Source organism: Fimbriimonadaceae bacterium, from assembly GCA_023957775.1.
In the GTDB taxonomy this organism is placed as follows: domain Bacteria; phylum Armatimonadota; class Fimbriimonadia; order Fimbriimonadales; family Fimbriimonadaceae; genus JAMLGR01.
In genome coordinates this window covers 202346-228017 of record JAMLGR010000004.1, presented here as the reverse complement: position 1 = coordinate 228017, position 25672 = coordinate 202346, and the positions used below count along the sequence as shown (strand labels likewise).

The window sequence follows — 25672 nt, the reverse complement described above, 5'->3', positions numbered from 1 at the left end:
CACTCGTGAGCCAGTCGAATCCTGAAGCACAGATGGACTTCGACCAGCTCCGGAAGACTCTCCAGGCGCTCTCGGAGCAAGCGCAACAGAACGCCCAGGCACCCTCCAAGACCGGAGACGGGGGCGAGGCGTTCCCCTTCCGCGAGTCACCCTCTGCATTCTCCACGTCCAACTTCACCTCGCTGCGTCAAAAGCACAGGCTCTCATCGGGGACCACCATGATCGTCAACTACCTCTCGCTTATCGTCTTTCTCATTCTCAGCGGCATCGGCTGGGTGCTCTTTGGCAAAGACCTCACGGAAGAACCAAGGGCGCTCCTGATGCCGACCGCTTGGTTCGTGGCGAGTTGGCTCGCCGCCTCCGCGATCAAACTTGCGGCGCAGTGGGAACGGGTCCTGGTGTTCCGGCTCGGGAAATTCCACCGACTCACCGGGCCTGGTGTGTACGGAGTCATTCCACTGCTGGAACAGATCCGATCCGTGGACACCCGCGTGTTGTCCGTGGACATTCCCCGACAGGAGGCGATCACCCGCGACAACGTGCCGATCGCCATCGACGGCGTGGTCTTCCTGCGCGTCGTGCGTCCCGATCAGGCGGTGATCAACGTCCAGGACTACATGTGGACCATCGTGCAGTACGCGCGCGCAGCGCTTCGCGATGTGATCGGCGGGCGCACCCTCGACGAGGTTCTCACCGAGCGCGAGGGTTTGGGGCACCAGATTGAGCAGATGCTGATCAAAGAGACCGAGCACTGGGGACTCGAGGTGGACGGCATCCGGATCCAGGACATCATCCTGCCGGAGGAGCTGAAGAAGGTGATGAGCCGGCAGGCGAGCGCCGAGCGCGAAAAGCGCGCGAACATCACGAAGTCCGAAGGGGACCGCCTGGCAGCGGACAACCTCGCGGCCGCGGCGCACACGATGATGGAGAGCCCCGGTGCGATGCAGCTCCGCACCCTACAGACGATCGACGGCCTTGGACCCACGGCGTCGAACACCGTGGTGCTGGCCGTGCCGGTCGAAGTCATGGAGGCCGCCTCTGCCCTCGCGAAGCTTCAGAAGGGCTTGCCCTCCGAGTCCGGCTAGCGCCGCAAAACCTGCGCCATGGCGGCCACATGCGCGGGGGTCGTGCCGCAGCACCCTCCCAACACGCGCACGCCGACCTCGGCCGCACGTGCCGCCCACTTCCCCATCTCCTGGGGCGTCGCGGAGTACTCGATCTCCGTGCCCGAAGCGCGCGGAGGCCCGGCGTTGGGTTGCAAGACCACCGGCCGCCCCTTGGCCGCGGCCACCAACTCGTCGGCGAGCTGCAAGTAGTCGTCCAAAGAGAGGTTGGTGCCGCAGTTGGCGCCCGCGGCGTCGGCCCCGGCATCGAAGGCGGCCCCAAGGGCCTCGGCGACGCCGGTCCCCATGATCGTCCGGAACTCCGCGCCCATCCGCTGGAAGGCGTAGCTCGCGAGCACGGGCCAATCCCCGGCCTGGCGCGCGGCGCGAACGGCGATCGTCAGTTCGTTCGGGTCCACCATCGTCTCGACGAGAACGCCATCCGCTCCCGCCACCCGAAGCGCGGCGACCTGCGCGCGATACGTCTCCTCGACCGCCTTGGTCGACGCCTCGCCGTAAGGCTCGAGGAAACCGCCGAAGGGGCCGATGTCGCCCATCACCCGAACGCGGTCGCCCACTGCCTCGCGCGCGAGGGCCACCGCGGCCGCATTCAACTCCGCCGTGCGATCGGCAAGCCCGTGGCGGGCCAACGCGAGCGGCGTCGCGCCGAACGTGTTGGCCGTCACAAACGCCGAGCCCGCTTCCGCGTAGCCGCGATGCACCCCTGCCACAAGATCGGGCTGCTCGACGTTCCATAACTCGGCGCTCGCCCCCGGCGCCAAGCCTGCCCGAAACAGCATCGTGCCCATCGCCCCGTCCCCGAGCAACGGACCCTCCGCCAGGGCAGCCCCGAGCCAATTCAAAGCCGCTCTCCGAAGAGCGGCGTCTTCACATCCTCGATCAACGCCTCCAGGTTGCGCCACGGCACGTCGGGTTCGATGGCGTGGGTGGGAGAAACCACCATCCTGCAACCGCCGCAGGCGAAATCTCTCACCCGCCCCACGGCCGCACGGACGTCGTCCGGAGTGCCGAAAGGCATCGTGGTCTGCGTGCCGATCATTCCCCAAAACGCGAGGCGCTCCCGGTAGGCGGCCACGACCTCTTCGAGCGGCATGCACTCGGGCTGCACCGGGTTCAGGATGTCGATCCCGATCTCGATCAGGTCGGGGATGATGGGGCGAATGTCGCCGTCCGAGTGGTAGGCGATCCATACTTCGCGGTTCTGGGCGTTGCGCGCGGCCGCGACCACGCGCTTGAGGCGGGGCTTCAGGTGTTCGCGCCAGAAGGGGACCGCCATCATCATCCCGCGCTGGGTGCCGACATCGTCGCCGAGCCACACAATATCCGCCCCCGCCCGCACGTAGTGGGCCACCCCGACCTCCGAACGGTGGGTGAACCAATCGAGCAACCAATCCGCCGCCCCGGTTCCATCGACAAGATCGAGGAACACCCGATCCATGCCGCGCAGGTACCAGGTCATCTCGAACATCGTGCAGTCCATCTGACCGATCGACGTGATGCCTTTGGAGTGGATCTCGGCGAAGTGGTCGGGGAGATGCCGGTAGGGCTCCGGCGAGTCCACGTCCGGAAACGGAAGGCTCGCGAGTTGGGCGACCGTCACCTCTCCCGAGAGCGGGTGGCGCATCTCCAGCAGGTGATAGGCATCGCCGAGCGAGTGGGCGGGCGGCACGTCGTCCACCGTACCGAGCGCACCCAAAATCGCCTCCGGGTGGACGGCGAAGCCTAGCTCGCGGTAAGACTCGCGCCAGGCGTCGGGACGCGCGGGAAACCGCGGTCCCACCCGTTCCACCGAGAGGCCAAGAGCCTCCACCGGGTCCCGCGTGCCCCGGTGCGCCTCGACCATGGCAAGCGACGGTGCGGTCAGCCAGACGTCGAGCGGCAGGTGGCTGGCCCGCTCACCGGCCAGCATGCGCAGCAGGTTCTCGCGCTCGGTCACGCGCCCCCCACCTCCCACATCGGTTTGAGATTCACTCCCTTGCCCCACCTCTCGCGGGCCAGCGAGAGGTAGAAGAGGTAGTTCTCGAGCGGGACGTCCGGAGGCACCCGGTGGTCGCAGAACGGAATGTAGCCGCCCTCCTCGACCAGCGGTGTCAACCGCTCGACCTCCTCGACGATGCCGGGCTTCGGTCCGGCGAGGATGTGCTTGTCGAAGCCGCCCATCATCAACAGCGCCTTGCCGTACTCTTTGCGGTAGCGCACCGGATCCGCGCCCCACGTGCCGATCTCGATGGGGAACATGCAGTTGACGCCGGCGTCCAGCCACAAAGGCATGAGCTTCTCGATGTTGCCGTCGCAATCGAGCCAGATCACCTCCACCCCGTTTTTGCGCAAGAGGTCGGTGATGCGCCGGTAGCGAGGCACCAGATACTGTTTGAAGTGATCCACACCCAGCAGCGGGCCGCCGGAGTAACACATGTCCTCCCACATCCCGCACGAGTCGAAGGCGACGCCCGACTCGAATGCCCGGGTCAGGATCCCCTCGATCAACACGCACACGGTCTCCACCATCTCCTCGAACCAGGCGGGATCGTCGTAGACCGAGTACGACACGTTCTCCACCCCCATCCAGTTTCGGATCCAGCCGTACAGGCTGCCGCCGGGAAGGGTGAGACAGTAGGGCCGATCAGGCCTCTTCCAGCGTTCGACCCGCGTTTCCCAAGTGGCCGGAAAGCGCGCGGGGGACAAGGGGTCGAGTCGAGGTTTGTAGTGCTTGTTCCAGCTCTCGCGATCGGTGAGAAGGTGCCCCACGTGCATGGGAATGGAGCTCATGAACTTGTGCCGCAGGGTGCGAACGCCGTCCCCGCCCTGCACGACCTCCTGATCCCCACGGTCCTCGAGGACGAACTCCTCGAACGAGGGGTCGAGAGAATCTCGAATCCCAACCGGTCCCTCAAAGCGGTCCATCCCGAGGAAGTCGGAGGTCGTGGTGTCCGTCCAGTGCTCGGGCAAACCCTGGTCCTTCCAGACCTCGATCGTCTCCGACCAGAACCCGAAGTCGCAGATCGGCACCCGATCGCGCGTCTGGTACCGCATCGTGGCCAAGAATCGCTGGCGGTCGTTCATCTCAATCGTAGTTCCCATGGCGATCGACCAGATCGATCACGAACTCGTAGGTCTCCCAGCTCACGGTCGGGGGAACCGAGTGGTCCGAGTGATACGCGTATCCTCGGGTGGCCATGCCCGCCTGGAGCTTGGTCCGGACTTCGTGCTCGACGAGTTCCAGGTCGTTGGTGGCCATCACCATCACGTCGATGTTCCCGAACAGGGCCAGTCGCTCGCCATAAACAGGGGACAACGATCGGACGTCCATCCCCGCCTTCGCTTCCAGCGGCTGAAGGCAGTCGAATCCCGCTTCGATGTAGTGCTCCAGCACCCCTTTGACGTCGCCGTCCGTGTGGAAGATGAAGGGCAGACCGCGCGCGTGCGCCCAATCGGCCATGCGCTTGTGATCGGGCCAGACCAACTCCCGGTACATCGCGGGCGAACACATCGTGCCGCGCCGATACGCCATGTCGCCGTAGATCCAGACCCCGTCGGGTTTCACGCCGCGGTCCATCAGGAGGTCGAAATCCCTGAGGACAAGCCCGGTCATCGTTCTCGACACATCGACGATCCACTCGGGATCCTCGATCATCCCGATGAGGAACACCTCGTCACCCAACTGACGGCGGGTCATCTCGAACGTCTCCAAACCACACAGGTAGGTCCAGAGGCCGTTGCGCCGACCGCTTTCGAAGTCTCGATACGAGGCGTAGGGGTTGACGAACGGCCAAGCCGCCAACAGCGCAGGCTTGTACGTCTCCTCCCACTCGCGTCGGGACGTGCACCCGAACGCGACGTGCTCGGGGGTGCCGGAGCGATGTTTCCAATAACGCACCGTGTTCCCCCACTCGTCCACGAAGGTCTGCGTCCTACCGTCTTCGGACACAAGGCGCTTCTGCCCGGGAAACGGCCGGGGATCGCTCCACGAAAGCGCCTTGAAATCGGTTCCGAGAAAGGCGTTGAGGTCGCCCTCCTGCCCCTCGTTCCTCCAGCGTTCGGAAGTTTCAGTCCAGAAGCTGTCGGCGCGGGGGATGCAGTCGTGATCCTGCCTCTTGAACATGCGCGCGACCCGTTCGCGGCTGGAGAGGCGCGAGGTACGCATGGGGCCTAGGGGGGGTCTCCGTGCGTCAACATCGCCCTTGCGATCTCAACACCGCTGGCGGCGTCGGCCGCGAACGCATCCGCTCCGATCTGCTGCGCGAACTCGGGCGTGATCGGGGCGCCGCCGATGATGACCTTGGCCCTGAGACCGGCGCTGCGGATGGCCTGGATCGTCTCCTTCATGGACGGCATCGTGGTCGTCAGCAGAGCCGATAGGCCAATCAAGTCGGCGTCGTGCGTCCGCGCGGCCTCGACGAACCGCTCGGGCGGGACGTTGGTGCCAAGGTCGACGACCTCGAAGTGGGCGCCCCGCCACATCATCGCCACCAGGTTCTTGCCGATGTCGTGGAGATCGCCCAGCACCGTGCCGATCACCGCAGTGCGCTCGGGGCGGATTCCGGCCTTCACGAGGACCGGTTCGAGCACGGCCATGCTCTCCTTCATCGCCCGCGCGGCGATCAGCATCTCCGGTACGAAGGCCTCGTTGCGTTGAAACCGTCCGCCCACCTCGTCCATCCCGGCCACCAACGCGGCGAGCACCTCCCGGGGATCGTTGCCCTCCGCGAGCGCTTCGGACGTGAGCCGGGTCGCTTCGTTCCGGTTCCCCGCGATTACGGCGTCGGTGAGGGGCTGCGACTGATTCATCGAGGATGCACCTCCTTGCGATCGTCACGAGGACGACCACTCCGTAATACCCGAGCCAAGACGATCCCCCCTGTAGGCCAAAACGGCGACAAACCGAGGGCAGAAACCTCGTATCATCCCCACGGTGGCGCACAGATCCAAGGCCAACAATCGGAACCCCCGCACGGTGGTCATCACCTGCTCCGTTCTCGAAACCGAGATCGCGCACTTTGCCCGCGGACTGGAGCACATCGTCCGCATCGACCTGATGCCCCAAGGCCTGCACAACGAACCGGAGCGCTTGCGACGCGAACTCCAGGACGCGATCGACAAGGCCGAGAGGGAGACCGAGGCCGAGGCCATCGTGCTGGGCTACGGGCTGTGCAGCCGGGGCACGGAGGGCGTGCGGGCAGCGAGGGCGAAACTGGTGATCCCGCGAGCCCACGACTGCATCACCGTGTTGCTGGGCAGCAAAGAACGGTACGCCGAGTATGTGCGCCAGGCGCCGGGGACCTACTGGTACAGCCCCGGCTGGAACAAGCACCACCTGCCCCCGGGCGAGGAGCGGCACCGTCTGCTCCGCGCAGAGTACGCGGAGAAGTACGGCGAGGACAACGCGGATTACCTCATGGAGACCGAACAGCACTGGTTCTCGACCTACGACCGAGCGACCTACGTGGACCTCGGCCCAGGCGCGACGGAAGAGGACGTCGCGTTCACGAAGAAGTGCGCCCATTGGCTCGGGTGGAGCTTCGACCGGCAACAGGGCGATCCCGAACTGCTGAAGGCCCTCCTGAATGGCGAATGGGACGCCGAGCGCTTCCTCGTGCTGGAGCCGGGGCAGACACTCCGCATGACGGCCGACGAGCGAGTGGTGGAGGCCGCGCCCCCAGATGCGGATTGAGGTCCAGCTCCCAGATGGCACGCGGGAGCTCGTTCTGACCCAAGACCAGGCCCGGCGCAGCCTCGCCCAGATCCTGCGCGGCCACGACCTCGCACTCAACACGCGCTGCGGCGAGAAGGACATGTGCGCGGGGTGCCTCGTCGAACTGGTGCGAGGAACCCTGGAACACGCAGACGGCACCTCGTTGACCGTGTCCCGGGGAGATTCCGTGGAAGTCCGAGGCTGCCGCTATCGGCCCACTGGGGAGTTCGCCGCCATCCGAATCCCTCAACGCTCTCGCCTGGCGTACGCGCCCCAAGTTCTCGACAGCTACCGCATCAACGTCCCGTACGCGCACGATCCTCTCGCCGCAGACGGGCTCGGAATCGCCGTCGACGTGGGGACCACGACCGTTGCGCTGCAGGCGGTGGACCTGGCGACCGGCGAAATCGTCGGCAAAGCCTCGGGATTCAACCGACAGATGCACTTTGGCGACGATGTGCTGACCCGGATCAACCTGTGCGCAACCGACCCCGCGATGCTCGGACGAATGCAGGCGTCCCTCGTCGAGCAAACCCTGCGGCCGCTGGTCCGTCAGGCGGTCGGAGACCCGGAGCGGGTCGTCGGGTACACCGTCGCCGGAAACACGACGATGCTCCACCTGCTCGTCGGCGAGGACCCTTCCCCGATGGGCGTGGCGCCCTTCGCGCCGCGTTTTCTCTCGCGCGAGCCGTTCCAAGCCGAGCGCATCGGTCTTGAGCCCGCCGGCGCGTTCGTTCGCCTCCTTCCGTCGATCGGGGCCTACATCGGTGCGGACATAGCGGCCGGGGCCTTTGCCTCGGGACTGCTCTACGACGACGGCCCCAGCCTCCTCGTCGACGTGGGAACCAACGGCGAGATCCTTCTGCGCGACGTGGGACGGACTTCAGCCTGTGCGACGGCGGCGGGTCCCGCGTTCGAGGGCTCGGGGCTCTCGGGAGGCATCCGGGCGGGCGAAGGTGCGATTTCCCGGATTGCGATGGGCACGGCCCCCTTTTGCGTCCGGTGGGAGAAGATCGGGCCGCGAGCCCTGAAACCGACGGGCATTTGCGGCTCGGGCTACGTCGACATGCTCGCCGAGGGCCGAAGGTGCGGGCTGCTCGGCGCGACGGGTCGGTTCCAGGCCTTGGACGGCCTCGACGAACACGTGGTGGACACCCCCCACGGGCAGGCGGTCCGTGTCGCGTGGGGCCAGGGCAAGCGGCCGATCCTCGTGTCCGAGGCCGACGTCGCGCGCCTCCTTCAGGCGAAGGCCGCGATCGCCGCCGGCATCCTCACCCTCCTGCGCCGCCACGGGCTGACCCCCTCCGATGTGAGGACGCTCTACCTGGCCGGCGGCTTCGGCATGCATCTGGACCTGCGCAACGCCATCGCGTGCGGCCTGCTCCCCGGCTTCACGATCCCGCAGATCGAGCTGGTGGGCAACACGTCCCTGGCCGGCGCGACCTTGGCACTCCTCGACCGCAACACGCTCGCGGAGTTGGAGAGAGTGCGCGATGGCGTCGAGGTGGTGGAGCTCAATCTCGATCCCGGGTTTGAGGACGCGTACCTCGATCAGCTCCAACTTCCAAATCGCCCAGCCCCCTGATCTTCCAACTCGAAGGCCCGGGCCCGAAACTCATCCGCGCCATACGGCGTTCGGTACGGATCCGCGCAGCGCATCCAGCGGCGGCAGCAGGTTGGCGCGCGGCTGAACCAGCAACGGGTTGGCCGACGTGTCGAACACATCCTCCCAACGCTGCAGGCCTCCGCTGGCCTCGATTCGCGCGGCATCGGGCGCGAGAAGGCCCGCGTCCAGCGCGGCCATCGAGGCCAAGGGTCCGCGGGCTTCGATCACAAAGGCGGATCCGTACCGCTTCATCGCTTCGATGGCCCTTGCGATCTGCCACCCCGCGGTATAGGGGACGGCCGTGCCGAGATAGATGGCGTAGCGCAGATTCACCTCGGCCAATTCGCCGATGCCGAGCGTGTCCAAGAACAGCACGGCTTCCCCCGCTCGTTGCTTCCCGTCAAACTCCGCGACGGCGGCCGCCTTCCCACGATCGTCCACGACGATCCGCACGGTGTCCACCTTCGCCTTGGGCAGAAGGAGGATGCCCGGGGTCCGCAGGCCGGGTTCCGACTCGAAGACAACGGCGCGCTTCGAGCCCGAGCCCGTTTCCACATAACGCAGATCGCTCCGCGGCGGCAACCCTCCGTTCACGTCGGCAAGGGTGTAACGCCCGGGGTGCCCAAGGGCTTCGCGCGCCAATTCGCGCATCGTGCGCTCGTCGGACGGCGGATCGGGAAGGACCAACAGCGACCGATCCTCGGCGTCCAACGCCTGGAGGGCGGGCTCGGGCACGGGCGAACCGTCGCCCACCCCGCGCAGGGCGTGGTCGAAGAACCCGATCATCGCCTCCCGCATGGGTTTGCTGTAATCGTGCCCGCCAGGAAAGATCCGCGTCGTCACCGCGCCCGAGGCGCCAAAGAGGCCCCACTCCCGCTGCATCTTCGCGCCGGTCAGCCTCGTGGCGTCGGCGGGAAACTCGCCGTCGTTCTCCGCCCCCATCAGGAGCACGGGCTTGGGCGCCTGGATCGCGATGACGTCGGAGCGGTCGCCAATCTGCAGCGTCCCCGGAACGTGGTTGCACAGGCACCCGTTGTCCGGCGCCAACTCCATGCTCGCCATGTACACGACCGGAACCGCGGCCTGATACCGATCGTCCGCGGCAAAGGCGTAGAGCGTCGCCAACCCGCCACCCGACGCGCCGGTCAATCCCACGTGCGCCATGTCGGCGTCGGGGCGGGTCGTCACGTAGTCGAGCGCGCGCATCGCATCCCACACGTACACGCCGGTCGCGTTCAACCCTCCCTGGACCAAGAACCAGTCGTTGTGCTCGCCCTCGGCGCGGCGCTCGATAAGGCTGTTGCCCTCGAAGCTGTGCCCCGGGCTGTCGATGGCGATCGCCAGGTAGCCGCGCAGCGCTTGGAACGCGCAGCGCAACTGGATGCGGTCCTCGTCCTTCTTGTGCGCCCAGTGCCCGTTCACGTTCATGATCACCGGATGCTTGCCCGGCGCGTCCGGCACGTACACGTGGGCCGTCACATAGAACTTAGGGCGGCTTTCGAACACGACCTTCTCGATCTTGTAGCCGGACCGTTGCAGCACCCCGGTCGTGCGTGCGTTGAGAGGCGTGCGCGACGGCAGGGGGTCGAGGCCGAGGGAGCGCATCAGTTCGGCCCGTCGGCGCGCGCGCTCGCGTTGAAACGCCGGCCTGTCTGCCGGAACGGTCCGCCTGGCGGCCTGCACGACCTTCGCACGCTGATACGCCGCAACGACCGCAGACCCCTTGCCCTCCAGCACGTCGTCGTCGAGGGTGGGACCCGGCACCACGGTGGCGGAGTCCATCCCCTGCTCCCGCGCGATCACCTCGCCCAAGGTCAGGAACGGGATGTCGTGCGCGTTCATCAGGTCGGGATGGTTCGAACTCGAGTAGTCCGCACCCTCGCTGTTGCTGTCGATGAGCACCGTAGGCTTCGTCTTCCCGCCCAGACTGAGCAACGCCACGAACGCCTTCGCGGCCGACGGGATGTGCATGCGCTGCATGAGGCGGGCACTGGTGACCCACACCTCTCCCTTGCCGAGTTTCAGCCGGGCGAGTCCGCCGTTGCCGAACACCTCCCACCCGTCGCTCGGCAGGAACCTCTGCCATAGGATGTCGGCGGTTTCGACCTTGGACAGTCCGAGTTGGCCTCCCGGGTCGAACACGCCCCAGTTGCCCCCCTCGAACTTCAACGGCTTGGGAAGCCAGTCGAGCTTGTACTTGTTGAAATCCTGCTGGAGGATCACGAGACGCATGCCGCGCTCGATGGGGTCGAGCAGCTTGCGCTGCGTGGCTTTGTCGAACGACGTGAAGAAGCGCCACGCCCGAGTGCCGAGCAGCATCCCGCCGTACTGGGAGGGGTCGAGCGCCTCAGGCTTGAGGTACGCCATTGCCTCCTCGGCGCTGTAGATCGGCGGGGTGGGGCCCGGTTGGCTGGGCACGACAAGGTAGGGGCGGGCCTCCGCCGGGGACGGCTCCCGCCAAACAGCCCCGCCGTCGCGGATCTCCACGGCGATCTGGTGCCCCCACTTCTGGCGCGGGAACGTCGCCTCGAAGTGGTCGCCGACTCGTCGCATCGGGACCTTGTGGAAGAACGTCGAACTCGGAAGGGGCTTCTCCAGCAGCCACGCCGCGTCGCTTCCCCGTGCATCGAGGCGAACGACGATGTTGCCACCCGACACACGCCACTCAAGGTTCGCCTTGCCAAACCGAACCGGACGGAGCGGGTCCTCCGTCGAGATCGGAGGCACAGCCTTGGGAAGCGACAGAATGCGCTTGGACTCCGCCGCGACCTTGGCCGTCTCCTGGGCCCAGGCAAACGTGTTCGTGTGCATCCGAAGCCGATCGGTGAACGGCTTGTAGAACGGGTTGTCGGCAAGACGCCGGGACGCGTCGGCCGCCCACTGGATCGCGTCGGTATCCACGGGATCACCCGAAGACCGCTGGGCCACTCCGGAGACAGATTCCACCTTCGCCATCGACCAGGCGGCAAGTAGCCGCTGGGCGTAGTACTCCGCAAGGTCCGACATCAGGCGCGAGGCGTTGGCGATCTCGGGGCCGCGCCCGCCCGGAACCGCGATCTGGTCAAGCGTTGCTCGAACCCGCTTGGCGCGCAATCGCAGCAGTTCGGACGTGGCAAACGAGCCGATGCGTCCGTCCAACCCTCCGGTGGCCGCGTTGGCCAACTCCTCGTTGATGGGAAGGAACGAGTGGGTGTCGAACCCTTGTCCCTGGATGAACGTGGGCGTGTCGCCACCCCATTCCAGCTCCGGCGCGTGGCTGCGGTGGTCGGGCCCCAGCGCGTACGCCATGAACGCCAACGGCAACAGGGTGCTCGCCTCTTTCCAAGCCTGAACGAGCGCCTCGCTCCCCTTGCCCAACATCCGAGCGGTCTCGGCGTCGAACACCTCGTCCTTCACGGTCGGGTCATAGCCCAGGCGGCCCCAGGTGGTCCAGTACATCGCGTCGCGCTGGTGGATCCACTCGTACCCCTTCTTCGAGGGGTCGGCCATGTAGTAGTCGGGCTGCTTCGGGAAATAGGCGTCCTCACCCTCGATCGTGTATCCCGAGGCCGTGCCCATCTTCATCGAGAGGATCGAGCGGCGCACCCACTCGGGGTTGTAGAAGGGGAAGATGCGGTGCGTTCCGTTCGCGCGCACCTGCCACACGATCTTGTACGGTTCGCTCGGCCACCTGCCTTCGGCGGGGGCTTCGGCGGGCCAGCCTGGCCATGTTTTGGCGTTTGTTTCGGGCTTGCCGGGGTCGCTGAGGTAGTCCTCGAAGGAGTAGCTGTACCAGTTGGCCACGCGGCCGCCGGCCACCATGTACGGCGCGCCCCAGTGTTCGCCGTTGTACTTGATCTCGACGGTGAAGTCCTTCGACGCGCGCGCCAGAGGCAGCACGCTTTGGCGCCGCGTGACCCAACTGCGCGTGATCAGCGGGATGTCCCGCCCCGAGTTCTTGACCGCCTCGCCGTAGCACGTGAAGAACGACCCGCCGTGCCCGCTCTCGCCGATCCGGAATCCGATCGAGTCGAGTCCCGGAGCGTTGCGGATCATCTGCTCGACGGCTTCGCGCGTGTAGGCGTAGACGTTCTCCTCGGTCCCCTCGTATGGCGGGTTCGGGTTCTGGGGGATCCTGAGGCTGGCCTGATACGCCATGAGGCTCACGCGAATGCCCCGCGCGTGCGCCATGTCGATCACGTGGTTGAGCTGCGCGAGGTTGGCGGCCTTGATCTCCGGGCTCACCCCGACCTTGGGGAACGAAGGGGCCGTGACGAAGTACGCGTAGAGGTTGGGCGCGTCGGTCACGCTGATGTCCCACGTGCCATGAATGTCGAGCCAGTTCAGGCGGCTGTGGGCCATGAGGTCGAGCAGGGACGTCCAGTACGCGTCGTTCTGGAACCACCAGCGCTTGGGATCCACCAAGGCCGCCGGGTCGTACTCGGTGTCGTTCTTGGCGTAGTTCCAAGGAAGTGTGAGGAAGAGGTTCAGCCCCCGCTCGGGAAGGTACGGCTTGCCCTGCGCCTTGGCGCTCCATGCCCCTGCAGGGTCGTTTTTCACCCGCTCGGCGAACTCGAACGCCCCGTACATGACCCCCACAGGATCGCCTCCCTCGATACGCACTTTGCCCCCGCGCGGAGCGATGGTGTAGCTCTCGGCACCCAACGAGGATCGCACCGCCAGTTCGACCTCGCCCGCCCGCGAGCCGGCAGCGGCCGCGATCTCCTGTTTTGCGAACTCAAGCGGCGTCGAAGCCGCAGCGGAAGCAAGAAGCGCGAGAAGCAATACCATGGTCGTCCTCCGGCGTCGTCATTCGTTCATCGTCTATCGTTTGTCGTTTGTCGCCGGATCTCCTCCCCGACGACAAACGATCAACGATAGACGATAGACGACTATCTAAATCGCTCTTGGAGCTTCTGAAGGGCGGCGTCGCCGGGGCACAGATCCTCGAAGGGCAGGTCTGTAAGGGCCTCGGGGATGGTGCCCATCTGCTCGTGCATGTCCGCGAGGTCCGTTCCCACGTAGAGCAGCCCCGTGGGTACCTCGCCCACGCGCTGGTGGGCTCGGATGTGGGCGTATGCCCGGTCGCGGTCGGTGGGATCGTAATCGTCCTCGACCTTGCGCAGCATGATCCAACTGTCGTCGTGGAGCTGGACGCGGTGCACCTCGCCGGCCGCGTACTGGGCCGTGATCTCGTCGCGCGGAATGATCATGTCGGCGTGGACCACTTCGATCTGGTGCTTGCGCGTGTACGCATAGCTCTTGGTCGAGCCCACGTGGTCGTTGAAGGTCACGCACGGCGAAATCACATCGACGAAGGCGAACCCCTTGTGCGCCAGTCCCGCCTTGAGGATCGGGACCAGCTGCTCCTTGTCACCCGAGAAGCTGCGCGCGACGAACGTGGCGCCGAGGTTCAGGGCCAACAACACGCTGTCGATCGAGGCCATGGTGTTGGGCTCGCCGCGCTTGCTGGTGGAACCCGGGTCGGCCGATGCGGAGAACTGGCCCTTCGTCAGGCCGTACACGCCGTTGTTCTCCAACACGTAGAGCAGGTTCGGATTGCGGCGCATCGCGTGGCAGAGCTGTCCGAGACCGATCGAGAGGGAGTCCCCGTCGCCGGAGATCCCGATCATCATCATCTCGCGGTTCGCCGCCGCGGCGCCCGTCGCCACCGACGGCATGCGGCCGTGCACGCTGTTGAACCCGTGCGCCTCCCTGAGGAAGTAAGCCGGCGTTTTGGACGAGCAGCCGATGCCCGACATCTTCGCGACCTTGTGCGGCTCGACGTCCAATTCCCAAAAGGCTTGGATGATCGCCGCGGTGATCGAGTCGTGGCCGCACCCCGCACAGAGCGTGGTGAGCGAGCCTTCGTAGTCGCGGCGGGTCAGCCCGATCGCATTGCGCTTGAGCGAAGGGTGGTGGACTTTGGGTTTCGTGATGTAGCTCATGCGGTCCTCCGGATCTGGCTCTTGATCCCCTCCACCACGTGGTGGGCGCTCATCGGATAGCCCGCGTAGTAGCGCACGGAGTCAAGCCGCTCGCAGCACACCCCGGTTTCCAGAGCGAGCAGGCTTCGAAGCTGCCCGTCGCGGTTCTGCTCGACCACGAAGTTCGTCTCGTGGGCCTCCAGGAACTCGCGCACCTCGTCCCCGAAGGGAAAGCCGCGCACGCGCATGTAGTCCGAGGCAATGCCCTCGGCGGCAAGCTGATCCCTCGCTTCGACGCAGGCGGCGTGGCATCCACCCACGGTCACGATGCCCATCTTCGCCCCGTCCTGCTTGGCCATCACGGGGGCGGGCACGGCTTTCGCGGCACCTTGGATCTTGGTCGCCAAGCGATCGAGGACCTCCTGATACTCGTCGCCGTCCTCCGTGTAGAGCCCGTGCTTGTTGTGTCCCGAACCGCGTGTGAAGTAGGCGCCCTTCGGGTGCTGGCCGGGAAGGGTCCGATAAGGAATGCCGTCCCCGTCGACGTCGAGGTAGCGGGAGAACTTCGCGATGGCGTCGAGCTGCTCGGGCGAGAGCACCTTGCCTCGGTCGGGCCGGTACGTGTCGTCCCACTTGAGCTTCGGCACCATCCAGTCGTTCATCCCGATGTCGAGGTCGGTGAGCACCATCACCGGCGTCTGGTACCGCTCGGCGAGGTCGAAGGCCGCGACGGCCATTTCGAAGGCCTCCCGCGGGTCGGAGGGGTAGAGGCAGATGTGCTTGGTATCGCCGTGCGAGGCGTAGGCGCACAGCATCAGGTCGCCCTGCTGGGTGCGCGTCGGCATGCCCGTGGACGGCCCGGTGCGCTGCACGTCGAACACCACCGCCGGCACCTCTGCGTAGTAGGCAAGCCCCAGGAACTCGCTCATCAGCGAGATTCCGGGCCCCGCGGTGGGAGTGAAGGAGCGCGCACCCGCCCAGGAGGCCCCAATCACGATGCCTATCGCGGCCAGTTCGTCCTCGGCCTGCAGGATCGCGAACCGGTTCTTCTGCGTCACGGGGTCTTTGCGGTAGCGCTGACAGAACCCGTTGAACGACTCCATCAGCGACGTGGCCGGGGTGATCGGATACCAGGCGCCCACCGTCGCCCCCGCGTAGAGGCAGCCGAGGGCGGCGGCCGCGTTGCCGTCGATGAGGATGCAGTCTTTGGTCTCGTCCATCGGCTCCAACGCGATGGGAAGGGGACAGGCGAACCGCTCCTTGGCGCCGTTGAAACCCAGCTCGATGGCTCGCTGGTTCGATTCGAGCAGCGCGGGCTTGCGACCGAACTTCTCCTTCGCAAGCTCCGACAGGATTTCGGGGTCCAGGTTCAGCAAGGCTGCCAACGCCCCCGCGTAGGCGATGTTCTTCATCAAGATGCGCTCGCGCACCCCGCCGAACGCTTCGTTGCACAATCGGGCGAAAGGAATCCCGAGGTAGACGACGTCGTTGCGGAGTTTGCTCTCGTCCAGCGGCCAGGTGGAGTCGTACAGCAGATAACCGCCCGACCGCAGTTCCGCGACGTCGTCGTCAAAGGTCGCCTTGTTGAAGGCGCCCATCAAATCGAAATCCGGGGTGCGCGCCGTGTAGCCGTCCTTGCTGACCCGAAACTCGTACCAGGTGGGAAGGCCCTGGATGTTCGATGGAAACAGGTTCTTGCCCGTGACCGGAATGCCCATCCGGAAGATGGTCTGCATGATCAAGGCGTTGGCGCTGGCCGAGCCAGTGCCGTTGACCGTGGCGATCTTGAACGCGAAATCGTTGATCCGGGATTTCATGAAACGGGCGCAGGCTCCACAACGCGAAGAGTGCTCTCGGGAACGGGACGGCCCGCATACGGGAGGTGGAGGACGAACTTGCGCATGTCCCAAGCGTAGGTGGGACAGCGCTCGGCACAAAGGCCGCAGTGAAGGCAGAGGTTCTCGTCCTTGACCATCACGCGGCCGGTCTGCTTCAGGTCCTTCGAGACGTAGAGCGCCTGTTCGAGGACCTCGGCGGGAGCGGTCAGCTTCGCGCGAAGGTCCATCTCGTCCGCATTCTCCGTGATGGTGAGGCAGTCGGTCGGGCAGATGTCGATGCACGCGTCGCACTCGATGCAGAGGGAGGCGGTGAAGTGCGTCTCGACGTCGCAGTTGAGGCAACGCTGCACCTCGGCGCGGGTCTGCTCCGGCGTGAACCCCTCTTCGACCTCGATGGTCATGTTGGAGAAGCGCTGCGGCATCGACACGTGCGTCATCTTCTGCCGCATCACGGGCGCGTAGTCGTTGCTGTAAGCCCACTCGTGCAAGCCCATCTTCGTGCTTGCGAGCGTGCTGCCGTGCGGAGGGCGCTCCGTGACCGCGCGTCCCGAGCAGTACTGGTGGATCGAGATCGCGGCCTGGTGTCCATGCTCGACGGCCCAGATGATGTTCTTCGGGCCGAACGCCGCGTCGCCGCCGAAGAAGACCCCGGCGCGCGTGGACATGTGGGTGGTCTCATCGACCACGGGCATATCCCACTTGTTGAACTCGAGGCCGATGTCGCGCTCGATCCACGGGAAGGCGTTCTCCTGGCCGATCGCGAGGATCACCGTGTCGCAAGGGATTTCCACGTGGCCGAGGGGCTCCTGCACCAGTTTGCCGTCGAGTTCGACCGACGAGAACTTCTCGAACTCCATGCCGACCAGCGTGCCGTTCTCGACCAGGAACTGGACCGGCGACTTGTTCTCGAGGATCTCGACGTGCTCCTCCTCGGCGTCCTCCAGCTCCCAGGGCGAGGCTTTGAAGTACTTGCGCGTCTTGCGCGCGATGACCTTGACGTCTTTGGCACCGAGGCGCTTGGCCGAGCGGCAGCAGTCCATCGCCGTGTTGCCCACCCCGATGATGATCACCCGCTCGCCCACCGAGTCCACGTGGCCGAAGTGGATCGACTCGAGCCATTCGATCCCGATGAACACTTGGTCCGAATCGTGGCGGCCCGGAATGTCGAGTTCCTTGCCTTTCGGGGCACCGCTGCCGACGAACACCGCGTCGTACTCGTCCGAGTCCAGGAGCGCCTTGAGGCTCTTGACCGGCGTGTTGTAGCGAATGTCCACACCCATGTCGAGGATGTAACCGATCTCCTCGTCGAGCACCTCGGCGGGAAGGCGGAAGGCAGGAATGTTGACCCGCATCAGGCCGCCGGGCTTGGGTCCGGCCTCGAACAGAGTCACTTCGTAGCCGAGCGGCATCAGGTCGTTGGCGACAGTGAGCGACGCGGGGCCCGCGCCGATCAGCGCGATCTTCTTGCCGTTCTTCTTCTCGGGCGCCTTGGGGAGCCGATCGCGAATGTCCTGCTTGTTGTCCGCGGCGACGCGCTTGAGGCGGCAGATCGCCACGGGTTTGCCGTCGACGCGCGTGCGCCGGCACGCGGGTTCGCACGGGCGGTCGCACGTCCGGCCGAGGATTCCCGGGAAGACGTTGGACTCGCGGTTGACGATGTACGCATCGTCGAAACGCCCTTGGGCGATCAGGCGGATGTACTCCGGAACGTTGGTGTGCGCCGGACACGCCCATTGGCAATCGACGACGCGATGGTAATACTCCGGATTCCCAACGTCCGTGGGTTGCATGCCACCTCGGATTATGCGCGATCCCCCCTTCCCTTCGCCAACCTGCGCCCAGTTCGCCGCCGGCAGGCGCGTAGGAAAGGCGCTAGAGGGGGGACCGAGACCTCCCGAAGCGCGTCGGGAGAGGGGGTGGGCAACGCGGCAGACGACCCCGCCCAAGGAGACGATGACCATGCCATACAGCAGCATTCAGGAGTTGCCGGACCGCGTGAGGGAGAACCTCCCCAAACACGCGCAGGAGATCTTCAAGGAGGCGTTCAACAGCGCGGTGAAGGAGTACAGCGACCCCGACGAGCGTCGCAACAAGGACGACGATCCCGAAGAGGTCGCCTTCAAGGTCGCGTGGTCGGCCGTGAAGGAGAAGTACGAGAAGAAGGGAGGCGAGTGGGTGAAGAAGTCCGACTAGCCGCTCGGGTTTACTGCGGCACGTGCACACCACCGCGCTCGACCACGGTTGGCGCTTTCGCCGCGAATCATCGGGACCGGGCTATTGGCGCCCGCACGCCCCGAAAGACCTTTGGCGGCCGGCGATCGTTCCGGGCCACGTCCACCTCGACCTCGCACGAAACGGCGTGATCGCCGACCCCTTCACGGCCCAGCACGAAAGCGGCTGCCAGTGGGTGGACGAGGAGGATTGGACGTACCGCCTCGAGTTCGAGTGGATGCCCCGCGAACGCGGTTCGCGACGGGTGCTGCGCTTCGAGGGGCTCGACACGGTGTGCACGATCGTGCTCAACGACGAGGAGATCGGGCGGCACGACAACATGTTCGTGCCGCTCGAAATCGATGTGAGCGAACGGCTCCGCGAGGGGAGCAACGCGCTGGAGGTGCGGTTCGCGTCGGCCGTGCGCGTCGGAGCCGAGCGGCGTGCCGCGTACTTTGAAAGGGAGGGTTTGCCCCTCGACACCGCCATCTTCGACGAGCGCGCGTTCGTGCGGAAGATGCAGTGCGCGTCGGGCTGGGATTGGGGTCCCCGCCTCGTTTCCTGCGGCATCTGGAAACCGGTGTCCCTGCTGGAGTTCGACTCTCGGCTCGTCTCGTTCTCGGTGCGACAACAGGCCCTCGGCGACGGGCGCTTCCGGGTCTGGACCGAATCGGTGGTGGAGGGCCCGGGGACGTTGGAAACCCGCTTCGAGGGTACGAAAACCCGGGGGGAATGGGACGACGTCGTGGCCTCGCCCCGACTCTGGTGGCCGAACGGCGAGGGGGACCGGCACTTCTACAGCCTCGAGGCACGGGTACCGGGGGGCGATTGGGTCGGCGCCATGGTCGGCCTCCGCACGATTCGCCTCGTCCGGGAGCCGGACCCATTCGGCGAATCCTTCGAGATCGAGGTCAACGGGCGGCGCATCTGGGCGCGCGGCGCCAACTGGATCCCGCAGCACGCCTTTCCCTCGCAGGAATCGGACCGTCAGACCGCGCTCCTGATCGACCAGTGCGCGGCGTTGAACTTCAACCTGCTGCGGGTGTGGGGAGGCGGACTGTACGAGAGCGACGCCTTCTACGAAGCGTGCACATTCAACGGAATCCTCGTGTGGCAGGACTTCCCCTTCGCATGCAGCCACTACCCGGACGACGAGGGGGCCCGAGAGGCGCTCCGTGTGGAAGCAGGGGCCTCGATCCGCCGCCTGCGCAGCCATACGAGCCTTGCGATCTGGTGCGGCAACAACGAGAACCAGACGATGGTCGAAGGGCGTTGGGGAGGCGAGAAGAGCCCGCCACGCGATCATGGGCTCGCGCTCTACGAGGAGGTCCTGCCCGAACGGCTGGCGGAGTTGGATCCGGACCGCCCCTACATCCCGACGAGCCCGACCGGGTCGCCACCCGGCCAGAACGACTGCAACGCAGGCGGCTACGGCGATCAGCACTACTGGGACGTGTGGCACGGCCGCGGGGATTGGGTGCACTACCGCGAGTCCGACGCCCGGTTCAGCAGCGAGTTCGGCTTCGCGTCCTCGTGCTCGTTGGCCCAATGGCGAGAGGTGGTGCCCGAACCCACGCAGTGGCACCACGAGTCGGCCACCGTCCGTTGGCACGACAAGACGGGCAAGGCGTGGGAGACGTTCCGCGACCTCGTCCAGCTTCACTATCCCGAGGCGAAGTCGCTCGAGGAGTGGGTGTACTTCAGCCAGCTCAACCAGCGCGACGCCCTACGGTGCGCCATCGAGCACTACCGCTCCCACGACGCGTGCAAGGGTTCGCTGATTTGGCAGCTCAACGATTGCTGGCCCGTCCAAAGCTGGGCCGTGCGCGATTTCATGGGGATCGTCAAACCCGCGGGCTTCGAACTGAGCCGCCTCTATGCGCCGACGATCGTGTGCCTGCGCGTGGACGAGGGATGGGCCCGGGTCCGGGTGGCCCACGACGGGTCTGCGCCGCGCCGGATGACCGTGGCCGCGGCCGCGATGGACACCTTGGACGGGCGGCCCCTGGCCGCCACGGAGGCCCATCTCGAGCTAGCCCCCGGCACGCGCGTGGCGGCGATCACCTTGGACCTCGGCGCGCTCGAGGCCGACCGCACGATCGTCTGCGCGTGGATCGAGGGCGAGCCCGAGTCGCGCACGTTTCGGACCCTGGCCGAGCCGAAGGAGATGCGTTGGACCCCGCCTCGCTACCGGGTGAGTTGGTCGGATCAGGAGTTGGCCGTGGAGGTCGAGGGGCTGGCGTACGATCTCGTCATGAGCGATCCTTCGGACGCGCTCAACGTGAGGCCCGTCCCGCTCTTGGACGGCTGCCCGGCGCTTTGCCCTGCCGGCGAGACCCTCCGGATCCGTTGCCCACGCAAGCCGTCGCTGGTCGAGCTGAGGTCGCTTGCCGGTTTTCAGGAGATTTCGCTCTAAAGCAAGGGCGTGGGAGTGCGCGAGCTTGCTCGTCGCCCTGAATCCGAGCGGCTCGCCGCGAGCCCGGAAGCGCCGGGCAAGCGTCGTGGGAGTGCGCGAGCTTGCTCGTCGCCCTGCACCCGAGCGGCTCGCCGCGAGCCCGGAAGCGCCGGACGAGTCCGGCGGGACCAGGGCGACGCGCAAGCGCGCGCACTCCCACGCCTCACCAACCGCTCCGCGGCTGCCCCCCGTGGGTGCGGAACCAATCGGAGTGCCCTTGCCGGCCGCTCGATTCCAACCGCCTGCAGTACTCCTCCCACATCGGGCTCTTCTCGTTGGCGTGGCACGGGCCGCCCTCCGCGAGCACCACGTCGAACGGATCGCCGAGCGGGCATACGCTCGCCGCGTCTGCAAACCAGCTCTCGATCCGGCCGAGACCCTCTCGCACCAGGTCCGGGTGCTCGGCGGCGCGGTTGGTCGTCTCGTGCGGGTCGGCGTCGAGGTCGAACAGCATCGTCTCCGGAAACTCCTTGAGCCCGGTGTGGACGGTGTGGATCAAGATCCACCGATCCCAGCGCATCGAGCGCTGGCAGCTCCACGCCCCCTGGCTGAGGAACAGCGCGTCGCGCCCCGGCTCGAAGAGCGACCGTCCGTCCCAGCCGGCGTCCCTCACCGAGTCCGCACCGGCGGGCCCCGCCAGTTCCACGATCGTGGCCGCGAGGTCCAGGTGGTAGCGCAACCCGGAATCTGCTTGTCCCGCCCGGTGGTCCGTCACGCCCGGCCACCTCACGACGCAAGGGATGTGGCACGTGAACTCGTCCGCCGTCTGGTGGTCTCCCCACACGTTCAGCTCTCCAAGGTTCTCGCCATGGTCCGCCGCGACCACGACGGCGGTCTCCTCCAAGACTCCGAGCGAATCCAACTCATCGAGGATCTTGCCAATATAGTGATCGCTATAACGCACGCCGGTGTCGTATCCGTCCCAGTGCACCTGCGCGTCGTCGAGCGAGGCGATCTCTCCGACGCCCCACCTCCAGGAAGCTGGTAGATCCGGCGTAATGTGCGGGACTTCGCGCGCCGAGTGGGGACCGCAACTCGCGCGCTGACGCTCGAGGATCGCCGGCGTGAGCCAGGGGACCGGCGGCTCCCCGGCGAACGGATTGCCGAACGACTCTGGCGTGTCGTAGGGGGTGTGAGGGTCCCACATGTTCACATGGAGGAACCAGTGGTCGGACGCACCGTTGCGATGCAGCCAATCGGCGACGGGAAGGAAGATTTCGTCGGCGTTCTCCAATCCACCCCTTCCTGTATCGATCGTTTCATGGAAGCCCCAAAAGATCTGGTACGCCGAGTGGCGGCGTGGGAAAGGGCTCACGCTCGCGGTTCGGTAGCCCAATCGCGTGAGTTGGGAGGCCAGCGAGGATTCGACCAGCCGCGATCGAAAGTCGCGGGTCTCGCCCTGCGGTGTCAGATCTGCGCACCGCCCCCCGTGGTTGATCACTCCGGTCTTCGTCCCGAATCGCCCGCCAAAGAACGCGGTGCGGCTGGGCAGGCACGGGACATCGGAGGCGTAGACGTTTTCAAACCGCATCCCCTGGGCGGCGAGTGCGTCGATGTTCGGCGACGTCGCCCTTGGGTAGCCGTAGCATCCGAGGTGGTCGGGCCGCAGAGAGTCGATGTCCAGATAGAGGATGCGCACGCACCCAGACTACTCCGCACCCTTGCGCTAGCCCAAGAGCACCGAGAACTTCACGACCGTTTCCCCGCCGGCGGGCACGGAAACCTTCCACTGGGCCGTGGAGCTGTCGAGCTTCGTGCTCTTGCTGGACTCGGATTCGATCTTCCAGGCACTGTAGAAGCCCTCCACCAACCGCACGTCTACCGCCCGCTTCTTCTCGTTGTGCAGGTGCACTTCCACACGCCGCCTCAAATGACGCTTGTCGACTTGTTGGGATTGAACCAACTTGGGGAGCGCGTACACGTTGAACACGTTGGTCAGCGTCAAGCTGGCTCGCGCGTTCTTGGGCGTGTCCGGAATCCCCGCAGCGCCGATGGAGTCCGGCGTCCCCGCGTCGGACGTCTCATAGACTCTCACCGCCCCTGCTGGGAGCGGGAAGCCGAGTCCCGATGACTCGTCGTTGGTAAAGTTGATCGCAAGCGTCGCTCGAATCCGCTGGTCCGAGGCACCACCGGAGATCTGGGCGCTGGCGGGCAGTCGCACCGAGTAGTCGCGAACGAGCTTGGCTTCGTTTGCCTCCATCATCCGCACGCGGTTCATCTGGCCTTGGCGGATCGTGGCGGTCGACTTGTAAGGGTACGCGACGAGTTCGCCTATCGGACGAGTGTCGGAGTCCATCGCCATCGGATTGGCGAGAGGCCGCATCTCCTCCCTCTGCCATTCCCCAGCAATCGACGTTTCGGCCTCCAATTTGTTATGTGAGGCCGTCACTGCCCGATTGGGCGAGCCCGCCACGAACTGGAGCTTGGCATCCGGATAGTCGATGCCCGTTCCATTCGTGACCGTGGCCCAGCACTCGAGCCGCATCGAGTCCGAGTCTGGGTCGAGGATCGCCGTGTAGTCCGCGCTCCAACTGAGTCCACGCGTCATGTAGGCCAAATCGAGCGTCGCCTTCTGCGCGCTCTTGCTCTCCACTTCGGCGCTGAGCTGAGCGACAGGCACGATGCCCGAATTGGCAGGCACCTCGACCGTGGCATTCGGATTGACGACGAAGTGATCGCCCACACGGACGACCAGGTTGCCAGGCGTCGCCACCTGCAGAATCCCTTTCGTGCGTTCACCCTCCTTGCCGTTGTCTCCTCGGTACACCAGCTCGATCTCGCGGTTGAGGAATCTCTGAAGGAGCTGGGTGCTCTGTTCGATTCCCAGATCGTAGGTGCTGGAATCCACCGAGACACCCTTCGCATCGTTCCACGTGTAAAGGACGGACGCCTGGTCGAGCTGCCGGCTCACGTCGGCGACGTCGACCCGGTTCCGGCCGGCGGCCAACTCCAAGGGCCGCGCCTCGCGTACCTGGGCAAAATCACCGGTGTAGACGACCAGTTCGATCCCGCCCCTCGCGGCGGCGACGGGTTCCGGACTCACGCCAGCCGCTTTCGAGCAACCCGAACCCAGAATGGCCCCGACAAGGACGTAGCAGACAACGCAAAACGCAAGGATCTTCATATCCATGAGTATCCGCCCATCTTCCAATCGTTCATAGGTTTGACGCGCCGCAGCAGTTCTGGAACCGAATGGCCGTGGGGCCTACTCGGGGGAATCCCTGCGCCCCTCCCAGACCGCTCGCTCAGGGCAACAGGAATCGACGGACGACCGCTTCGCCAACAGATACAATGGAGCCGCCGTGGAAAACGCACCCGAACTCCTCTCTCGCCTGCATGTCGACTTGTCCAGCCGTTCCGGCGAAGACCTCGTGGTCACCTCGCCGATCGACGGCTCGGCCTTGGCTTCGCTGAGAAACAACTCGGCGGCCGAGGTGGACCATGCGATCGCCCGTGCGTCCCAGGCGTTCCACGCGTGGCGGGATGTGCCGGCGCCTCGCCGCGGCGAGTTGGTGCGGCTCTTCGGCGAAGAGCTGCGCAGCCACAAGGAGGACCTGGCCCGGCTCGTCACCCTCGAGTGCGGGAAGATCCTCGAAGAGGGCCGCGGCGAAGTCCAGGAGATGATCGACATCTGCGACTTCGCTGTGGGGCTCTCGAGGCAGTTGTATGGATTGACGATCGCCTCGGAACGGCCCAACCACTCGATGCAGGAGAACTGGTTGCCGCTGGGACCGATCGGGGTGATCAGCGCGTTCAACTTCCCCGTGGCCGTGTGGGCGTGGAACGCGACACTCGCCTTCGTCTGCGGCGATCCGGTCGTGTGGAAGCCGTCGGAAAAGACGCCGCTTACGGCCCTCGCGTGCCAGGCGCTGTTCGAACGGGCGTGCAAACGCTTCGGAGCCGCACCCGATGGATTGAGCTCGGTGGTGCTGGGAGATGCGACGGTGGGCAACCTCTTGGTCTCAGACCGTCGCCTCCCTCTCATCAGCGCGACCGGGTCCACCCGGATGGGCCGCGCCGTGGGCCCCAAAGTCGCCGAGCGGTTCGGACGGGCTCTGCTCGAACTGGGCGGCAACAACGCGGTGATCGTCTCCCAGCGCGCCGATCTGGACCTTGCGATGCCGTCGATCCTGTTCGGCGCCATCGGCACTGCGGGTCAGCGGTGCACGTCCACGCGCCGCGTGATCGTCCACCGGTCGATCGCAGACACCCTGTACCAGAGGCTCAAGGGCGCCCTTTCGGGAGTCGTCCCCCGCATCGGCGATCCACTCGACCCGCGCACCCTGGTCGGTCCGCTGATCGACAAGGATGCTTACACGTGCCTTGAGGAGACCCTCGCGGAAGCGCGCCGCGACGCGCGCGAACTGATCGGAGGCGAGCGGATGCACGCGGAGCGCTGGCCCGACGCGTACTACGTCCGTCCCGCGCTCGCGCTGATGCCGAACCAGACGGCGGTGGTCGAGCGGGAAACGTTCGCCCCCCTCACCTACCTGATTCCGTACGACACGCTGGAAGAGGCGCTCGAGATCCACAACGCGGTTCCCCAAGGCCTCTCCTCGGCGATCATGACCACGGACCTGCGCGAGGCGGAGTATTTCAAACGTCGATCCGACTGCGGCATCGCCAACGTGAACATCGGGACGAGCGGCGCGGAGATCGGCGGGGCCTTCGGAGGCGAGAAGGAGACGGGCGGCGGACGCGAGTCCGGCTCCGACGCGTGGAAGGCGTACATGCGCCGCCAGACCAGCACCACCTACTTCGGAACGGAGAAACCCGCGTTGGCCCAAGGCATCACCTTCGAGTAACGCAAGGCGAGGAGAGGGGTCATCCCGGGCGATGT

At 66.0% G+C, this 25672-nt stretch carries 17 protein-coding genes; 6 read left to right on the top strand and 11 right to left on the bottom strand.

The features are described 5' to 3' along the window. Positions 1 to 5 precede the first annotated feature (5 nt). Positions 6 to 1085: an SPFH domain-containing protein gene (locus tag M9921_05285; GenBank protein MCO5296253.1), complete on the top strand. Its 1080-nt coding sequence runs from the start codon at positions 6 to 8 to the stop codon at positions 1083 to 1085. Here the strand turns inward: M9921_05285 and M9921_05280 are convergent. The 5 genes from M9921_05280 to M9921_05260 are packed head-to-tail and all read right to left on the bottom strand — an operon-like array spanning position 1082 to position 5912. Further along, positions 1082 to 1966, bottom strand: a complete 885-nt coding sequence (locus tag M9921_05280; GenBank protein ID MCO5296252.1) for a homocysteine S-methyltransferase family protein — start codon at positions 1964 to 1966, stop codon at positions 1082 to 1084. The genes M9921_05285 and M9921_05280 overlap by 4 nt on opposite strands. After that, on the bottom strand, positions 1963 to 3060 hold the full coding sequence (locus tag M9921_05275) for a hypothetical protein (protein MCO5296251.1): 1098 nt from the start codon (positions 3058 to 3060) through the stop codon (positions 1963 to 1965). Before M9921_05275 ends, M9921_05280 begins: the two co-directional genes overlap by 4 nt. Continuing rightward, positions 3057 to 4205: a hypothetical protein gene (locus M9921_05270; GenBank protein MCO5296250.1), complete on the bottom strand. Its 1149-nt coding sequence runs from the start codon at positions 4203 to 4205 to the stop codon at positions 3057 to 3059. The genes M9921_05275 and M9921_05270 overlap by 4 nt, the downstream gene beginning before the upstream one ends. Beyond that, on the bottom strand, positions 4189 to 5268 hold the full coding sequence (locus tag M9921_05265) for a hypothetical protein (protein MCO5296249.1): 1080 nt from the start codon (positions 5266 to 5268) through the stop codon (positions 4189 to 4191). Before M9921_05265 ends, M9921_05270 begins: the two co-directional genes overlap by 17 nt. A gap of 5 nt (positions 5269 to 5273) precedes the next feature. Next, positions 5274 to 5912: a corrinoid protein gene (locus M9921_05260; GenBank protein ID MCO5296248.1), complete on the bottom strand. Its 639-nt coding sequence runs from the start codon at positions 5910 to 5912 to the stop codon at positions 5274 to 5276. A 124-nt stretch (positions 5913 to 6036) separates the two neighbouring features. Here M9921_05260 and M9921_05255 point away from each other — a divergent pair, with 124 nt between their 5' ends. Then, positions 6037 to 6795, top strand: coding sequence for a DUF1638 domain-containing protein (locus M9921_05255; GenBank protein ID MCO5296247.1), 759 nt, complete (start codon positions 6037 to 6039; stop codon positions 6793 to 6795). Further along, a complete protein-coding gene (locus M9921_05250; GenBank protein MCO5296246.1) occupies positions 6785 to 8401 on the top strand; it encodes an ASKHA domain-containing protein in 1617 nt (538 codons plus the stop codon). Before M9921_05255 ends, M9921_05250 begins: the two co-directional genes overlap by 11 nt. A 30-nt stretch (positions 8402 to 8431) precedes the next feature. Here M9921_05250 and M9921_05245 read toward each other — a convergent pair whose 3' ends face one another. From M9921_05245 to M9921_05230, 4 genes are all read right to left on the bottom strand, one after another. Next, positions 8432 to 13192: an acetylxylan esterase gene (locus tag M9921_05245; protein MCO5296245.1), complete on the bottom strand. Its 4761-nt coding sequence runs from the start codon at positions 13190 to 13192 to the stop codon at positions 8432 to 8434. A 101-nt stretch (positions 13193 to 13293) separates the two neighbouring features. Continuing rightward, positions 13294 to 14349, bottom strand: a complete 1056-nt coding sequence (locus M9921_05240) for a 2-oxoacid:ferredoxin oxidoreductase subunit beta (GenBank protein MCO5296244.1) — start codon at positions 14347 to 14349, stop codon at positions 13294 to 13296. Then, positions 14346 to 16145 carry a 2-oxoacid:acceptor oxidoreductase subunit alpha gene (locus M9921_05235; protein MCO5296243.1) on the bottom strand — a complete coding sequence of 600 codons (1800 nt, stop codon included), beginning with the start codon at positions 16143 to 16145 and terminating at the stop codon, positions 14346 to 14348. Before M9921_05235 ends, M9921_05240 begins: the two co-directional genes overlap by 4 nt. Beyond that, positions 16142 to 17956 carry an FAD-dependent oxidoreductase gene (locus M9921_05230; GenBank protein ID MCO5296242.1) on the bottom strand — a complete coding sequence of 605 codons (1815 nt, stop codon included), beginning with the start codon at positions 17954 to 17956 and terminating at the stop codon, positions 16142 to 16144. Before M9921_05230 ends, M9921_05235 begins: the two co-directional genes overlap by 4 nt. 169 nt (positions 17957 to 18125) lie before the next feature. Between M9921_05230 and M9921_05225 the strand changes: the two genes are divergently transcribed. Then, on the top strand, positions 18126 to 18359 hold the full coding sequence (locus M9921_05225) for a ChaB family protein (protein ID MCO5296241.1): 234 nt from the start codon (positions 18126 to 18128) through the stop codon (positions 18357 to 18359). A 22-nt stretch (positions 18360 to 18381) separates the two neighbouring features. Next, on the top strand, positions 18382 to 20793 hold the full coding sequence (locus M9921_05220) for a hypothetical protein (GenBank protein MCO5296240.1): 2412 nt from the start codon (positions 18382 to 18384) through the stop codon (positions 20791 to 20793). A 202-nt stretch (positions 20794 to 20995) separates the two neighbouring features. Here M9921_05220 and M9921_05215 read toward each other — a convergent pair whose 3' ends face one another. Together M9921_05215 and M9921_05210 are read right to left on the bottom strand one after the other, a co-directional pair. Continuing rightward, positions 20996 to 22471 carry a sulfatase-like hydrolase/transferase gene (locus M9921_05215; GenBank protein ID MCO5296239.1) on the bottom strand — a complete coding sequence of 492 codons (1476 nt, stop codon included), beginning with the start codon at positions 22469 to 22471 and terminating at the stop codon, positions 20996 to 20998. 27 nt (positions 22472 to 22498) lie between these two features. Beyond that, a complete protein-coding gene (locus tag M9921_05210; protein ID MCO5296238.1) occupies positions 22499 to 23956 on the bottom strand; it encodes a DUF4139 domain-containing protein in 1458 nt (485 codons plus the stop codon). Between the two features lie 178 nt (positions 23957 to 24134). On the opposite strand from M9921_05210, the gene M9921_05205 reads away from it, so the two are divergent. Next, complete coding sequence (locus M9921_05205) at positions 24135 to 25637, top strand: aldehyde dehydrogenase family protein (protein ID MCO5296237.1); 1503 nt, start codon at positions 24135 to 24137, stop codon at positions 25635 to 25637. Positions 25638 to 25672 lie beyond the last annotated feature (35 nt).

Bases quoted from the DNA above. Each gene is read 5' to 3' on its own strand.
- M9921_05270 (MCO5296250.1), bottom strand. From the start codon at position 4,205: ATGGGAACTACGATTGAGATGAACGACCGCCAGCGATTCTTGGCCACG.
- M9921_05265 (MCO5296249.1), bottom strand. From the start codon at position 5,268: ATGCGTACCTCGCGCCTCTCCAGCCGCGAACGGGTCGCGCGCATGTTC.
- M9921_05260 (MCO5296248.1), bottom strand. From the start codon at position 5,912: ATGAATCAGTCGCAGCCCCTCACCGACGCCGTAATCGCGGGGAACCGG.
- M9921_05250 (MCO5296246.1), top strand. From the start codon at position 6,785: ATGCGGATTGAGGTCCAGCTCCCAGATGGCACGCGGGAGCTCGTTCTG.
- M9921_05245 (MCO5296245.1), bottom strand. From the start codon at position 13,192: ATGGTATTGCTTCTCGCGCTTCTTGCTTCCGCTGCGGCTTCGACGCCG.
- M9921_05240 (MCO5296244.1), bottom strand. From the start codon at position 14,349: ATGAGCTACATCACGAAACCCAAAGTCCACCACCCTTCGCTCAAGCGC.
- M9921_05235 (MCO5296243.1), bottom strand. From the start codon at position 16,145: ATGAAATCCCGGATCAACGATTTCGCGTTCAAGATCGCCACGGTCAAC.
- M9921_05230 (MCO5296242.1), bottom strand. From the start codon at position 17,956: ATGCAACCCACGGACGTTGGGAATCCGGAGTATTACCATCGCGTCGTC.
- M9921_05225 (MCO5296241.1), top strand. From the start codon at position 18,126: ATGCCATACAGCAGCATTCAGGAGTTGCCGGACCGCGTGAGGGAGAAC.
- M9921_05210 (MCO5296238.1), bottom strand. From the start codon at position 23,956: ATGAAGATCCTTGCGTTTTGCGTTGTCTGCTACGTCCTTGTCGGGGCC.